General features: G+C 68.2%; 14 protein-coding genes. 13 read left to right on the top strand and 1 reads right to left on the bottom strand.

The window, feature by feature from the left end; genetic code table 11:
* Window positions 1-97: 97 nt before the first annotated feature.
* Both efp and nusB read left to right on the top strand, forming a co-directional pair.
* Window positions 98-661, top strand: coding sequence for an elongation factor P (gene efp / locus AC1DN2_RS04015; RefSeq protein ID WP_018773146.1), 564 nt, complete (start codon window positions 98-100; stop codon window positions 659-661).
* Complete coding sequence (gene nusB, locus AC1DN2_RS04010; protein ID WP_018773145.1) at window positions 661-1,071, top strand: transcription antitermination factor NusB; 411 nt, start codon at window positions 661-663, stop codon at window positions 1,069-1,071. The genes efp and nusB overlap by 1 nt, the downstream gene beginning before the upstream one ends.
* Window positions 1,072-1,174: 103 nt before the next feature.
* Here nusB and AC1DN2_RS04005 read toward each other — a convergent pair whose 3' ends face one another.
* Complete coding sequence (locus AC1DN2_RS04005) at window positions 1,175-2,449, bottom strand: PrsW family intramembrane metalloprotease (protein ID WP_476849300.1); 1,275 nt, start codon at window positions 2,447-2,449, stop codon at window positions 1,175-1,177.
* Between the two features lie 136 nt (window positions 2,450-2,585).
* Here AC1DN2_RS04005 and pyrR point away from each other — a divergent pair, with 136 nt between their 5' ends.
* The 11 genes from pyrR (at window position 2,586) to AC1DN2_RS03950 (ending at window position 14,459) form a co-directional block, all read left to right on the top strand.
* The gene (gene pyrR, locus AC1DN2_RS04000) at window positions 2,586-3,200 is read left to right on the top strand and encodes a bifunctional pyr operon transcriptional regulator/uracil phosphoribosyltransferase PyrR (protein ID WP_476849299.1); all 615 of its coding nucleotides are present in this window, start codon (window positions 2,586-2,588) and stop codon (window positions 3,198-3,200) included.
* A complete protein-coding gene (locus tag AC1DN2_RS03995) occupies window positions 3,197-4,267 on the top strand; it encodes an aspartate carbamoyltransferase catalytic subunit (protein ID WP_476849298.1) in 1,071 nt (356 codons plus the stop codon). The genes pyrR and AC1DN2_RS03995 overlap by 4 nt, the downstream gene beginning before the upstream one ends.
* Window positions 4,267-5,655, top strand: coding sequence for a dihydroorotase (locus tag AC1DN2_RS03990; protein WP_230009705.1), 1,389 nt, complete (start codon window positions 4,267-4,269; stop codon window positions 5,653-5,655). The genes AC1DN2_RS03995 and AC1DN2_RS03990 overlap by 1 nt, the downstream gene beginning before the upstream one ends.
* Complete coding sequence (locus tag AC1DN2_RS03985) at window positions 5,652-6,173, top strand: PH-like domain-containing protein (protein WP_476849297.1); 522 nt, start codon at window positions 5,652-5,654, stop codon at window positions 6,171-6,173. Before AC1DN2_RS03990 ends, AC1DN2_RS03985 begins: the two co-directional genes overlap by 4 nt.
* A gap of 97 nt (window positions 6,174-6,270) precedes the next feature.
* A complete protein-coding gene (carA, locus tag AC1DN2_RS03980) occupies window positions 6,271-7,500 on the top strand; it encodes a glutamine-hydrolyzing carbamoyl-phosphate synthase small subunit (RefSeq protein ID WP_476849296.1) in 1,230 nt (409 codons plus the stop codon).
* Window positions 7,500-10,799: a carbamoyl-phosphate synthase large subunit gene (carB, locus tag AC1DN2_RS03975; RefSeq protein WP_459384934.1), complete on the top strand. Its 3,300-nt coding sequence runs from the start codon at window positions 7,500-7,502 to the stop codon at window positions 10,797-10,799. The genes carA and carB overlap by 1 nt, the downstream gene beginning before the upstream one ends.
* Window positions 10,792-11,658: an orotidine-5'-phosphate decarboxylase gene (pyrF, locus tag AC1DN2_RS03970; protein WP_476849295.1), complete on the top strand. Its 867-nt coding sequence runs from the start codon at window positions 10,792-10,794 to the stop codon at window positions 11,656-11,658. Before carB ends, pyrF begins: the two co-directional genes overlap by 8 nt.
* Before the next feature lie 189 nt (window positions 11,659-11,847).
* On the top strand, window positions 11,848-12,165 hold the full coding sequence (gene mihF, locus AC1DN2_RS03965) for an integration host factor, actinobacterial type (RefSeq protein ID WP_223916673.1): 318 nt from the start codon (window positions 11,848-11,850) through the stop codon (window positions 12,163-12,165).
* A gap of 40 nt (window positions 12,166-12,205) precedes the next feature.
* Window positions 12,206-12,778: a guanylate kinase gene (gene gmk, locus AC1DN2_RS03960; RefSeq protein ID WP_028276459.1), complete on the top strand. Its 573-nt coding sequence runs from the start codon at window positions 12,206-12,208 to the stop codon at window positions 12,776-12,778.
* Window positions 12,779-12,817: 39 nt separating this feature from the next.
* Window positions 12,818-13,078 carry a DNA-directed RNA polymerase subunit omega gene (gene rpoZ / locus AC1DN2_RS03955; protein ID WP_018773134.1) on the top strand — a complete coding sequence of 87 codons (261 nt, stop codon included), beginning with the start codon at window positions 12,818-12,820 and terminating at the stop codon, window positions 13,076-13,078.
* Between the two features lie 52 nt (window positions 13,079-13,130).
* Entirely contained in the window at window positions 13,131-14,459 is a 1,329-nt protein-coding gene (locus tag AC1DN2_RS03950) for a bifunctional phosphopantothenoylcysteine decarboxylase/phosphopantothenate synthase (protein WP_476849294.1), read from the top strand.
* The last annotated feature ends 24 nt before the right edge of the window (window positions 14,460-14,483 follow it).

Here is a 14,483-nt window from a genome sequence, read left to right as displayed (position 1 = left end):
ATACGCGCTGGCGGCCCGCTTGGCATGCCGGCCCGGCATAGATCGTCCGGCCGATAGCACCGGCCTGATGGAACCAGAGAGAAACTAAGAGGATACAGTGGCAACCACTAACGACATCAAGAACGGAACCGTCCTTAAGCTCGAGGGCCAGCTTTGGAACATCATCGAGTTCCAGCACGTCAAGCCCGGCAAGGGTGGCGCGTTCGTGCGCACCAAGATGCGCAACGTGATGTCCGGCAAGGTCGTCGACAAGACCTTCAACGCCGGACTGAAGATTGAGACCGCCACGGTGGACCGCCGCGACTACCAGTACCTGTACCAGGACGGCGCCGACTTCGTCTTCATGGACACCTCGGACTTCGACCAGCTCACCGTCTCGGCCGCCACCGTCGGCGACGCCACCAACTTCATGCTCGAGAACCAGATGGTCAACATCGCCATCCACGAAGGCAACCCGCTCTACATCGAGCTGCCCCCGAGCGTCGTCCTCGAGATCACCTACACCGAGCCGGGCCTGCAGGGCGACCGCTCCTCGGCCGGCACCAAGCCCGCCACCCTCGAAACCGGGTACGAGATCCAGGTGCCGCTGTTCGTCGAGAACAACACCAAGGTCAAGGTCGACACCCGCGACGGCAGCTACCTCGGCCGGGTCAACGACTAGTGAGTGCGCGCGGTAAGGCCCGGAACCGGGCCCTCGATGTGCTCTTTGAGGCCGAGCAGCGCTCAGCCTCCGCGTTCGACGTGCTGAAGTCCCGCCGCGAGCAGACAGACCAGATCGTCAACCCCTACACCCTCGAAATCGTCGAAGGCGTGGTCTCGCACCAGGTGGCCATCGACGAATTCCTGGAGACCTATTCGCAGGGCTGGACCCTGGAGCGCATGCCCTCCGTGGACCGCATCATCCTGCGGATCGGCACGTGGGAACTGCTCTACAACGACGACGTCCCGGACGGCGTGGCGGTCAGCGAGGCCGTGGCCTTGGCCAAGACGCTCTCCACGGACGAGTCGCCGTCGTTCATCAACGGCCTGCTGGGCCGGCTGCAGCAGCTCAAGCCCTCGCTGCTGGCGTAAGCTCTCGGCTCCCCGCAGAACCCCGGCCAGGACATCCTGGCCGGGGTTCTTTCTTTTCCCCGGTTGCCCACGCTGGGCTGGCCCCACTGGGTTCCAACTGTCCCTAACCGACGACGGCGGACCGAAGCGCGGCGATCCCGGCGAGCTGGTGCTGCTCATCGCGCTGGTGTGCCGGCACGTCCCGGCCGCTGAGAATCCGTTGCCGGGTGAGGGCGAGCTGGGTGGCGGCATCGAGCAGCGCCTTCATCTGCACGCCCCGCCCGGTGGACCTGGCCCAGCGCAGCGCGGAACGGCGGCCGGCGGCGGTGGCCAGCATGTCGACCTCGGCCGCGGTAAACCATCCCGCGGCCGCGTATTCCGTCAGCCGCTGGCGGGTGAGCCTGCGCTCAGCCACCCGCAGCAGCACGATCACCAGCACCGCCAGCAGGAAGATCGGCACCTGCACCATCACGTACCGGCCCAGGAAGTCCCGGCCCATGCTGTTCCAGGCGCTGTGCAGCAGCATCGCGGGGACGAGGCCGGCGAAGAACGCCAGCACGGACAGCCCGGTGTTCCCGCGGCCGGCGGCGAAGCCCATCACCAGACCGGTCGTACCCGTGAAAATGGCGTGGGCGAAGGGTGAGAGGACCCCGCGGAGAAAGAAAACCACCGCGAGGTCCGTGCCGGGATCGCTGGATTCGGCGATGGCGCGGCCGAAGTAGAGGATGTTCTCGGTAAACGCGAAGCCCGCCGCGATCGTGAAGGCGAACACCACACCGTCGACCGGTCCGTTGAAGTGTTTCGGGGCAAAGAGCACGAGCAACAGCAGCCCCAGGGACTTGGCGAATTCCTCCACCACCGGCGCCTGGACCGTCACGGCGAACGTCGTAGAGTCCAGTCCCGAGGCGGGCCCGGCCACCAGTGAGAAATAGGGCTGGATCAGCATCGTCACCGCGATCGAGACGACGGCTCCCCAGGCAAACGCGAAAAGCAGCAGGGGTTTCGGCTCAGGTTCCCAGCGGTCGATGAAGCGCACCGTCAGCAATACGGTCCCCAGGGGAACCAGCGAGGCCACGAAACCAACGGCAAAGCCGGTGATTCCGGTCCTTTCCAGCAGGAAGGGCACCACCAGGAAGAGGCAGAGGAACGCCAGGAATCCGCCGGCCATCACCAGGCCAAAAACGCCGGAACCGCGGCCGTTCTTCCAGCCCGGGCTGCCTCCCGCCGGCCCGGCGGGAGGCAGTGCCGGCTGCAACTGGCCGCCGTCGTTGGCAGGGGCCCGCTGGTAGTTCGCGGGCTGGACACGCCCCAGCCACGTCGGGTTGGCCTGCCGGGGCAGCGGCCCCTGGCGCGGGCCGCCAGGGTGCTCATGCCCCGGCCGCGGTCCGTTCATCGTCATGGAACCGAGCCTATGTCCGTGTGAGGTTAAACGCATTCCGGCGGCGACGGGGCAGCAGTGCCGTTGTGGTAATTTGAAAGGGCAAATAATCCTTTTTTAATTCCGTCCCGTGAGGCGGGGAAAGGGGAGACGAGCTTTGACTTCCGTGCCTTCAGCACCGGGTCCGGCGCAGGTGGTGCTCACCCGGGTTGTCCTCAACCAGGCTGACATCGACCGCGCGCTCACTCGTATCGCCCATGAAATTCTTGAGGCCAACAAGGGCTCCCAGGACCTCGTCCTGCTGGGCATCCCGCGCCGGGGCTATCCCCTCGCCGTCCGCCTCGCCGCCAAGATCGCCGCCGCGGATCCCACCGTGGACGCCGCCGCCATTGTCGGCCAACTCGACGTCACGATGTTCCGCGACGACCTCTCGCACCAGCCCACCAGGCCGCCCTACCCCACCCAGCTGCCGCGCACGGGCATCGACAACAAAGTTGTGGTGCTGATCGACGACGTCCTCTATTCCGGGCGCACCATCCGGGCAGCACTGGACGCCATCATCGACCTCGGCCGGCCGCGGATTGTCCGCCTCGCCGTGCTGATCGACCGCGGCCACCGGGAACTGCCCATCCGCGCCGACCATGTCGGCAAGAACCTGCCTACCTCCTCATCGGAGAAGGTCCGGGTCCGGCTCGAGGAAACCGACTCTGCCGGAGGCGGGGCAACAGACGGCGTCCCCGTCGATGAAGTCGTCATCGAGGCCACCGCATGAGGCACCTGCTCTCCACCGAAGACCTGAGCCTGCACAACGCCATCCGCATCCTGGACACCGCCGAGGAAATGGCTGCGGTGGGGGAGCGCGAGGTCAAAAAGCTCCCCGCCCTGCGGGGGCGCACCGTGGTCAACCTCTTCTTCGAGGACTCCACCCGCACCCGGATCTCCTTCGAAGCCGCCGCCAAGCGGCTCTCCGCCGACGTCATCAACTTCGCCGCGAAGGGCTCGTCCGTCTCCAAGGGCGAGTCGCTGAAGGACACCGCCCAGACGCTCGCCGCGATGGGCGCCGACGCCGTCGTCATCCGGCACTGGGCCTCCGGCGCCCCGCACCGGCTCGCCGCGACCGACTGGATCGACGCCGCCGTCATCAACGCCGGCGACGGCACCCACGAACACCCCACCCAGGCGTTGCTGGACGCGTTCACGATGCGCCGGCACTGGTCGAAGCTGGCCGGCACGCCCTCGGCCGGCGCCGACCTCAAAGGCATGCGCGTCGCCATCGCCGGTGACGTCCTGCACTCGCGCGTTGCCCGCTCCAACGTCTGGCTGCTGCGCACCCTCGGCGCCGAGGTCACCCTCGTCGCGCCGCCCACGCTGCTCCCCATCGGCGTCGAAAAATGGCCGTGCGCCGTCAGCTTCGACCTCGACGAGACCCTCGCGCAAGGCGTGGACGCCATGATGATGCTCCGCGTCCAGGGCGAACGGATGAATGCCTCCTTCTTCCCCACCACCCGCGAATACTCGCGGCGCTGGGGCTTCGACGACAACCGGCTCCGTGCCCTCGACAGCCTGGGGCTCAAGGACACCATCATCATGCACCCCGGTCCCATGAACCGCGGGCTGGAAATCTCCGCGGCCGCGGCCGACTCGCCCCGCTCCACCGTGCTGGCGCAGGTGCGCAACGGCGTCTCAGTCCGGATGGCGGCACTGTACCTGCTCCTGTCCGGGGAGAACCGCGAGCCGGCCGCCGCACCAGTTTCTGCCATAGCTTCTGCCTCTGCGGCCGCGTCCGCGGCGCACGCCGCCATTCCGAACCTCACTTATTCCCACCAGGAGAGCCACTGATGGCCGATCAGCACCAGAACGCAGACAACAGCGGCGCCTACCTCATCCGGGGGGCCTCGATCCTGGGCGGAGCAGCCGAGGACCTGCTGATCCGGGACGGCGTGATCGCCGCCCGCGGCCGTCAGCTGGACGCCGAAGGCGCCGGGGTGCGGGACGCAACAGTAATCGACGCCGCGGGCCTCGTCGCGCTCCCGGGCATGGTGGACATCCACACCCACCTGCGCGAACCCGGCCGCGAAGACGCCGAAACCGTCGAAACCGGCACCCGCGCCGCCGCCCTGGGCGGCTACACGGCCGTGCACGCCATGGCCAACAGCACCCCGGTGGCGGACACCGCCGGCGTCGTGGAGCAAGTCCTCACCCTTGGCCGGACCGCCGGCTGGGTGGACGTCCGTCCGGTGGGAGCAGTCACCGTGGGCCTCGCGGGGGAGCAGCTCGCCGAGCTCGGCGCCATGGCCGACTCCCGCGCCCACGTCCGCGTGTTCTCCGACGACGGCATCTGCGTCCACGATCCGGTGCTGATGCGCCGCGCGCTCGAATACGTCAAGGCATTCGACGGCGTCGTGGCCCAGCACGCGCAGGAACCCCGACTCACCGCCGGCGCCCAGATGAACGAGGGCGAGGTCTCCGCCGTCCTCGGCCTGGCCGGCTGGCCGGCCGTCGCCGAAGAGAGCATCATCGCCCGGGACGTGCTGCTGGCCCAGCACGTCGGGTCCCGCCTGCACGTCTGCCACGTCTCCACGGCCGGGTCCGTGGAGATCATCCGCTGGGCCAAGTCCCGCGGCGTCAACGTCACGGCCGAGGTCACCCCGCACCACCTCTGGCTCACGGATGAGCTCGCCCGCAGCTACGACCCCGTCTACAAGGTCAACCCGCCGCTGCGCACGGACGCCGATGTCCAGGCCCTCCGGGCCGCCCTGGCCGATGGCACGATCGACGTCGTCGGCACCGACCACGCCCCGCACCCGAGCGAACACAAGGAATGCGAGTGGGCGCAGGCGGCCATGGGCATGACCGGGCTGGAAACCGCGCTCTCCGTGGTCCAGCACACCATGATCGAAACAGGCCTGATGGGCTGGGAGGATTTTGCCCGCGTGACCTCCACGGCGCCGGCCGCCATCGGCCGGGTCCAGGACCAGGGCCGCCCGCTCGAGGCCGGGGAGCCTGCCAACGTCATACTCGTGGACCCGGCTGCGCGCTGGACCGTGGACCCTTCTAAGATGGCAACCATGGGCCGTAACTCTCCGTTTGCCGGCCGGGAACTGCCGGGGAAGGTAGTGGCGACGTTCTTCAAGGGCCACCCGACCGTTCTCGACGGAAAACTCAACACCCCGTACCGGTGGCCGGCCGAAGCGCTCGACGCAGGACCGGCGGGCCGCCGCCCGTGAGTGTCAAGGACCTCTCCCTGCTCTTCACGCTCGTCCTGATTGGCGTCGCGCTTGCCCTCATCGCCGTCGGCTGGCGTAACCGCCTGCGCCGCCAGTCCGACGTCGAGCCCCTCCCCGAGGTTCCCGCCGAACTCGGCGCCCCGCTGGCCGCCGCCGACGGCCAGTACGTCGCCTCCACCACCGCCGGCGACTGGCTGGACCGGATCGCCGTGCACAATCTGGGCATCCGCACCAACGCCAAGCTCTCCGTGCACCCCGAAGGCGTGCTGTTCGAGCGCGCGGGCGCCGGCCCGGTGTTCATCCCGGCCGGATGCCTGACCGGTGTGCGGCAGGAAAGCGGCATGGCCGGAAAGTTCGTGGAAAAGGACGGCCTGCTGGTGCTCAGCTGGATGCTCGGTTCCCACGAACTCGACACCGGTTACCGGACGCGCCGTGCCGAGGACAAAGCCGTGCTCCTCACCACCCTCCAAGATTTGATCTCCGCAGCCCCTCAGGCAGAAGCCGATAGTGGAAAGTAACGACGTGACGGAATCCAACGAAGTGACAGAAACAGCAGTGTCAGAGAAAACAGTGACAGAAACAGCAGTGTCAGAAAAAACAGTGACAGAAGAATCAGTGCCAGCTAACCCCACTGCACCCGCAGCAGCATCCACCCCCGCGGTCCTCGTGCTCGAGGACGGCCGGATTTTCCGCGGCACCAGCTACGGCGCCACCGGAACGGCCCTCGGCGAGGCAGTCTTCGCGACCGGCATGACCGGCTACCAGGAGACCATCACCGACCCCTCCTACGCCCGCCAGCTCGTGGTCCAGACCGCGCCGCACATTGGCAACACCGGCGTCAACACCGACGACGCCGAGTCCCGCCGCATCTGGGTGGCCGGCTACATCGTCCGCGACGCCGCGCGCCGGCCCTCCAACTGGCGCTCCGAGCGATCCCTCGACGACGAGCTCGTCGAGCAGGGGATCGTCGGCATCCAGGGCGTCGACACCCGCGCCATCACCCGCCACCTGCGCGAACACAAGACCATGCGCGCCGGCATCTTCTCCGGCGACGCCGCCCGCGCCACGGACAAGGAACTCGTCGACGCTGTCCTGGCCAGCGCGCCGATGGAAGGCTCACGGCTCGCCGAGGAAGTCAGCGTGGACGCCGCCTACACGGTGGAGCCCAAGGACTTCGGCTGGGACGGCGAGCCGCGGTTCAGCATTGCCGCCATCGATTTGGGCATCAAGCGCATGACCCCCGTACGGTTCGCCGAGCGCGGGGTCCGGGTGCACGTGCTGCCCGCCACGGCAACCCTCGCCGACGTCCAGGCTGTCAACCCGGACGGCTTCTTCATGTCCAACGGCCCCGGCGACCCCGCCACCGCGGACAACCAAGTGGCGCTGCTGCGCTCCGTGCTCGATGAGAAGATCCCGTACTTCGGCATCTGCTTCGGCAACCAGATCCTCGGCCGGGCCCTCGGGTTCGGCACCTACAAGCTCCGCTACGGCCACCGCGGCCTGAACCAGCCCGTGATGGACCGCCGCACCGGCAAGGTCGAAATCACTTCGCAGAACCACGGCTTCGCCGTCGACGCCCCGCTCAACGGCGCCACCCAGGCCCCCGAGGAGCGCTTCGGCCGGGTCGAGGTCAGCCACGTGAGCCTCAACGACGACGTCGTCGAGGGGCTGTCCTGCCTCGACATTCCGGCCTTCTCCGTGCAGTACCACCCCGAAGCGGCCGCCGGCCCGCACGACGCCGCCTACCTCTTCGACCGCTTCATCGAGCTGATGGCGGACGCTTCTTCAAAGACAGAGACCGGCACAAAGACTGCCACCGATTCCAAGACTGGGGACACGAAGTAATGCCCAAGAGAACTGACCTCAAGAGCGTCATGGTCATCGGGTCCGGCCCGATCGTGATCGGCCAGGCGGCCGAATTCGATTACTCCGGCACCCAGGCGCTGCGCGTCCTCAAGGAGGAAGGCCTGCGGGTCATCCTCGTCAACTCCAACCCGGCCACCATCATGACGGACCCCGAGTTCGCTGACGCGACCTACATCGAACCGATCACCCCCGAAGTGGTGGAGAAAATCATCGCCAAGGAGCGCCCCGACGCGCTCCTGCCGACCCTCGGCGGCCAGACGGCCCTCAACACGGCCATCGCGCTGGACAAGAACGGCGTCCTGGAGAAGTACAACGTCGAGCTGATCGGCGCCAATATCGCCGCGATTGAGCTGGGCGAGGACCGCGAGAAGTTCAAGGGCGTCGTCGAGCGCTGCGGCGCCGAGTCGGCCCGCAGCCACATCATCCACACCATGGACGAGGCTCTCGCCGCGGCCGGTGACCTCGGTTACCCGATGGTCGTCCGGCCCTCCTTCACCATGGGCGGCCTGGGCTCCGGGCTGGCCTACGACGAGGGGGACCTGCGCCGGATTGTCGGCCAGGGCCTGCAGTACAGCCCCACGTCCGAGGTGCTGCTCGAAGAGAGCATCCTCGGCTGGAAGGAGTACGAGCTCGAGATGATGCGCGACAAGAACGACAACGTCGTGGTGGTCTGCTCCATCGAGAACTTCGACCCCGTGGGCGTCCACACCGGCGACTCCATCACCGTCGCCCCCGCCCTGACCCTCACCGACCGCGAATACCAGCGGCTGCGCGACATCTCCATCGCCGTCATCCGCGAAGTCGGCGTCGACACCGGCGGCTGCAACATCCAGTTCGCCGTCGAGCCGGACACCGGCCGCGTCGTCGTGATCGAAATGAACCCCCGCGTCTCCCGTTCCTCCGCCCTCGCGTCCAAGGCCACCGGCTTCGCGATCGCGAAGATTGCCACCAAGCTGTCCCTCGGCTACACCCTGGACGAGATCCCGAACGACATCACCCAGAAGACCCCGGCGTCCTTCGAACCGACCCTGGACTACGTGGTGGTGAAGGTCCCGCGCTTCGCGTTCGAGAAGTTCCCGGCGGCGGACCCCACCCTGACCACCACCATGAAGTCGGTGGGCGAGGCCATGGCCATGGGCCGGAACTTCACCGAGGCGCTGCAGAAGGCCTTGCGCTCCCTGGAGCAGAAGGGCTCCCAGCTGGACTTCAGCCACGTCCCGGAATGGGAAGTCGCGGAGCTGATCGAGAAGGCCAAGCGTCCCACCACCGAGCGCCTGCACCAGGTGCAGCGCGCCATGCTCGGCGGCGCCACCGTGGAACAGCTCTTCGAGGCGACCAAGATCGACCCCTGGTACCTGGACCAGCTCCAGCTGCTGAACGAGATCTCGCTCGAAATCCGCCAGGCCGCGGCGCTGACGCCGGAGATGCTGACCCGCGCCAAGCGCCACGGCTTCTCCGACGAACAGATCGGTGCGCTGACCCACAACTCCGAGGACGTAGTCCGCGGGGTCCGGCAGGCCCTGGGCATCCGTCCCGTCTACAAGACCGTGGACACCTGCGCGGCCGAGTTCGCCGCCTACACCCCGTACCACTACTCCTCCTATGACGAGGAGGACGAGGTTGCGCTGCATGCCAAGCCGTCCATCATCATCCTCGGGTCCGGCCCCAACCGGATCGGCCAGGGCATCGAGTTCGACTACTCCTGCGTGCACGCCTCGATGGCGCTGCGCAAGGCCGGCTACGAGACCGTGATGGTCAACTGCAACCCGGAAACCGTCTCCACCGACTACGACGTCTCCACCCGTCTCTACTTCGAGCCGCTCACCCTGGAGGACGTCCTCGAGGTCATCGCGGCCGAGGAGCGCACCGGCGGGGTCATGGGCGTCTTCGTCCAGCTCGGCGGCCAGACCCCGCTCAAGCTCGCCCAGCAGCTCGCCGACGCCGGCGTGCCGATCCTCGGTACCTCGCCGGAGGCCATCGACCTCGCCGAACACCGCGGCGCCTTCTCCCGCGTCCTCGACAAGGCCGGGCTCGTCTCGCCGAAGAACGGCACCGCCGTGTCCTTCGAGGACGCCAAGAAGATCGCCGACGAGATCGGCTACCCGGTCCTGGTCCGGCCCTCCTACGTCCTCGGCGGACGCGGCATGGAGATCGTCTACGACGAGCCCAACCTCTCCCGCTACATCGCCAACGCCACCGAGATCACCCCCGACCACCCGGTGCTGATCGACCGCTTCCTCGAGGACGCCGTCGAGATTGACGTCGATGCCCTCTACGACGGCACGGAGATGTACCTCGGCGGCATCATGGAACACATCGAGGAGGCCGGCATCCACTCCGGCGACTCGGCCTGCGTCCTGCCGCCCATCACCCTGGGCGGCAACGTGCTGGAACGGGTGCGGACCGCCACCTTGGCGATCGCCGAGGGCGTGGGCGTCCGCGGCCTGATCAACATCCAGTTCGCCCTGGCCTCCGACGTGCTCTACGTCCTCGAAGCCAATCCGCGCGCGTCCCGCACCGTCCCGTTCGTCTCCAAGGCCACGGGTGTCCAGATGGCGAAAGCCGCTGCCCTGATCGGCACCGGCGTCACCATCAACCAGCTCCGCAGCGCCTACAAGATGCTGCCGGAGAGCGGCGACGGCTCCACCCTGCCGCTGGACGCGCCGGTCTCGGTCAAGGAAGCCGTGCTGCCGTTCAGCCGCTTCCGCACCCCGGAGGGCAAGGTGGTCGACTCCCTGCTCGGCCCGGAAATGCGCTCCACGGGCGAGGTCATGGGCATCGACAAGCACTTCGACACGGCCTTCGCCAAGAGCCAGGCGGCCGCGAACAACGCCCTGCCCACCGAGGGCAAGATCTTCGTCTCGGTGGCCAACCGGGACAAGCGCTCGGTCATCATGGGCGTCAAGCGGCTCTCGGACCTCGGCTTCGAGATCGTCTCCACCGGCGGCACAGCCGACGTGCTCCGCCGCAACGGGATCCAGGCCACCCCGGTCCGGAAGGTCGCCGAAGGTTCCAGCGCCGAAGGCGAAGGCACCATCGCCGACCTCATCATCGCCGGCGAGATCGACATGGTCTTCAACACCCCCTCCGGCGGCGAGGCCCGCAGCGACGGCTACGAACTCCGTGCCGCCGCGACCTCGATCGGGATCCCGTGCATCACCACCGTGGCCGAGTTCAACGCGGCCGTCCAGGCCATCGAGGCGCTGCGCACCTACGAATGGTCGGTCACGAGCCTGCAGGAACACGCCGCGAACCTGAAGGCGCTCCAGGATGCCTGAGGCATCCACCGCCCCGGCGGCCGGCCGGGAGACCTTCGGCTCCCGGCTGGGGCGGGCCATGGCGGACCGCGGCCCGCTGTGCGTCGGCATCGACCCGCACCCGGCGCTGCTGCAGCGCTGGGGGCTCACTGACGACGCCGCCGGGCTGGAACGCTTCTCGCTGACCGTGCTGGAGGCCGTGGGCTCCCTCGCCGCCGCGGTGAAACCGCAGGTGGCCCTGTACGAGCGTCACGGATCGGCTGGAATCGCCGTGCTCGAACGCACCCTGGCCGCGGCGGCGGAAGCGTCCGTGCTGACCATCGCGGACGCCAAACGCGGCGACATCGGCTCCACCATGGCCGCCTACGCGGATGCCTGGCTGCGGGACGGCTCGGCCCTGGCCGCGGATTCGGTGACGTTGAGCCCGTACCTGGGCTTTGAGTCGCTCCGGCCCGCCCTGGACCTGGCGGCCGGGACCGGCCGCGGGGTGTTCGTCCTCGCGCTGACCTCGAACCCGGAGGGCGCCTCGGTCCAGCACGTCGGCGGGGCCGATTCCGTCGCGCGGCGGATCACGGAAGCGGCCGCGGTGGAGAACCAGCGCTATGACGGTTCGCTCGGTTCCGTGGGCCTGGTGGTCGGTGCCACGGTGGGCTCGGCCCTCGCCGCACTTGATATCGATCTGGCGGCGGTCCGTGGGCCCATCCTGGCCCCCGGGCTGGGCGCTCAGGGCGCCACGGCCGCGGACCTGCGCCGCACGTTCGGTGCGGCCTATCCCCAGGTTCTGGGCACGTCGAGCCGGGAGATTCTCGGCGCCGGACCGCAGCTGCAGTCCCTCCGGGATGCCGCGCGGCGCACCCTCGACGGACTCCTCGCGGCTTAGCTGCAGCCGCCTCGCCGGCCCGGGACCGGAGCTGCCGGACCCGGGCCGGGGGCTGTCCCGTGCGGGATTGTGCTTTTCCCGTTCCCGAACTGGCCGGCGCGCAGATTTCCATTGATTTCTGCCGCCGCCTGACGGTAGGTTCGGGGCAAGGGCATGAGTGCCCCGTCCCGCCATGCAGGGAGGCCTTCCGTGAGTTTGAGACCACTCACTCCTCAGGAGCGTTCCGACGCCCTTCGCAAGGCCGCTGCCGCAAGGGCCACCAGGGCCGAGGCAAAGGAGCGGCTCAAGACGGGCGAGCTGACCATCGCCAATGTCATCAGTGCCGCCGAATCCGACGACGCCATTGCCCGCATGAGAATCGTGGAGCTGCTCGAGGCCCTGCCCGGGATCGGCCGGGTCCGGGCGGCGGCCATCATGGACCAGCTCGGCATCGCACAATCCCGACGGGTCCGCGGCCTGGGAATCCACCAGCGCCGGGCGCTGGTAGATTTTATTGACGACAAGTAGCCCGGTCCGCCGAGCTGCCCACCACCGCCCAAAGGAATATGTGAGCAAGAAACCGGGACTGACAGTCCTCGCCGGCCCGACGGCTGTTGGCAAAGGCACCGTGTCCACCTACATCCGGGACAACTACCCCGGCGTCTGGCTCTCCGTGTCGGCCACCACGCGCCCGCCGCGGCCGGGGGAGCAGGACGGGATCCACTACTTCTTCAAATCGGCCGAGGAATTCGATTCCCTGGTCGAAAACGGCGAATTGCTCGAGTGGGCCGTCGTCCACGGCCGGAACCGCTACGGCACGCTGCGCAGCACGGTTGACGCCGCCATTGCCGAGGGCCGCTCGGTGCTGCTGGAGATCGATCTGCAGGGCGCCCGGCAGGTCAAGCAGGCCGTCCCGGATGCCCAGTTTGTGTTCCTGGCGCCCCCGAGCTGGGACGAAATGGTCCGCCGGCTGGTCGGCCGCGGCACGGAAAGCGCCGAAGAACAGCAGCAGAGGCTGGAAACCGCTAAACTAGAACTTGCCGCTGAACCGGAGTTCGACCACACCGTCATCAATGATGACGTTCGTCGGGCAGCGGACGAGCTTGTTTCACTCATGGGGCTGACCCCGAACCCGCGCTAGGCGCCGGGACGTACCGGCCCGTTAGAATTTGGAGAATTCGTGTCCACGAACCTTGAAGGCATCATCAACCCGCCGATCGACGAGCTGCTGAAGGCCGCCGACTCGAAGTACGGACTGGTGATTTTTGGTGCCAAGCGCGCACGCCAGATCAACGCGTACTACGCCCAGCTGCATGAGGGCCTGTTTGAGTACGTTGGCCCGCTGGTCGACACCAAGCTGAACGAGAAGTCCCTGTCGATCGCCCTGCGCGAGATCAACGAAGGCAAGCTCGTCTCCACGCCGATCGAAACCGCAGAGTAATTCCCCCCGCGGGAAGAGCCAAGTAAACAGACTGCCTGCTGACGGAGATCACGTGCGCATAGTCCTCGGAGTCGGGGGAGGGATTGCCGCCTACAAGGTGGCATCGCTCCTCCGGCTTTTTACTGAAGCCGGGCATGACGTCACGGTCATCCCCACCGAGGCGGCCACCCGCTTCGTCGGCGTCGCCACGTGGGAGGCCCTGTCCGGGCACCCGGTGAGCAACAGCGTGTTCGACGCCGTCCACACGGTCAACCATGTCCGGCTCGGCCACGAGGCCGAACTGATCGTCGTGGCCCCGGCCACGGCCGATCTCCTGGCCCGCGCGGCCACCGGCCAGGCCGACGACCTCCTCACCAACACCCTGCTGATGGCCGGCGACTGCCCGGTGCTCATGGCCCCGGCCATGCACACCGAAATGTGGCAACACCCCGCCACCCAGGCCAACGTCGAAACCCTGCGCAGCCGCGGCGTCACCGTGCTGGAACCCGCGAGCGGGCGGCTGACCGGCGCCGACTCCGGTCCCGGCCGCCTGCCCGAGCCGGAGGCGATCTTCACCGCCGCCATGGCCCTCGCCGGCGCCGAAGCGGCCGCCGCCGACGCTTCCGCAACTTCCGCGGCGATGCCGGCCGTTGACCCGGACGTGACCACTGCCCTGGCCGCCGCGCCCGCAACGGCGCAGCCGGCGGTTACGCCGTTGGCCGGACTGACGGTGACCATCAGTGCCGGCGGCACCCGGGAACCGCTGGACCCCGTGCGGTTCCTCGGCAACCGCTCCTCCGGCAAGCAGGGCGTGGCCCTGGCCGCCGCGGCCCGCGACGCCGGCGCCCGCGTCCGCCTGCTGGCCGCCCACATGGAAGTCCCGGCGCCCGCCGGCGTCGAAATCGTCCAGGTCGAAACGGCCCTGGAACTGCGGGAGGCGGCGCTGCACGCGGCCGCCGACTCCGACGTCGTCATCATGGCCGCCGCGGTCGCGGACTTCCGGCCGGCGGACGTCGCCGGGACCAAGATCAAGAAGCGCGACGACGTCGCCGATCCCGTGATCAACCTGGTGCGCAACCCCGACATCCTGCGCGAACTCGTCGAGGTCCGCGACGCCGCGTCCCGGAATCAGCTGATCGTCGGCTTCGCCGCCGAGACGGGCGATGCCGGCGGCGATGTCCTGGACTATGCCCGGGCCAAGCTGCACCGGAAAGCCTGCGACCTGCTGGTCGTCAACCAGGTGGGCCGGGACTTGGTCTTTGGCAAGGACACGAACACAGTAGTCATCCTTTCCCGTGACGGCTCCGAACCCCAAGAGGCGTCGGGTTCCAAATCCGACGTCGCGGCTGCCGTGATCGACCGGATCAGCGCCGAGCTGAGCCGGGCTGTACCGCCGGCGTAGCCCGGCGTAACCAACATCTCCTTA

The organism is Arthrobacter sp. 01L42, from assembly GCF_056400005.1.
This window is presented reverse-complemented; position numbering and strand designations above follow the sequence as displayed.

Bases quoted from the DNA above. Each gene is read 5' to 3' on its own strand.
- carB (WP_459384934.1), top strand. From the start codon at position 7,500: ATGCCCAAGAGAACTGACCTCAAGAGCGTCATGGTCATCGGGTCCGGC.
- AC1DN2_RS03990 (WP_230009705.1), top strand. From the start codon at position 4,267: ATGGCCGATCAGCACCAGAACGCAGACAACAGCGGCGCCTACCTCATC.
- AC1DN2_RS04005 (WP_476849300.1), bottom strand. From the start codon at position 2,449: ATGACGATGAACGGACCGCGGCCGGGGCATGAGCACCCTGGCGGCCCG.
- pyrF (WP_476849295.1), top strand. From the start codon at position 10,792: ATGCCTGAGGCATCCACCGCCCCGGCGGCCGGCCGGGAGACCTTCGGC.
- AC1DN2_RS03995 (WP_476849298.1), top strand. From the start codon at position 3,197: ATGAGGCACCTGCTCTCCACCGAAGACCTGAGCCTGCACAACGCCATC.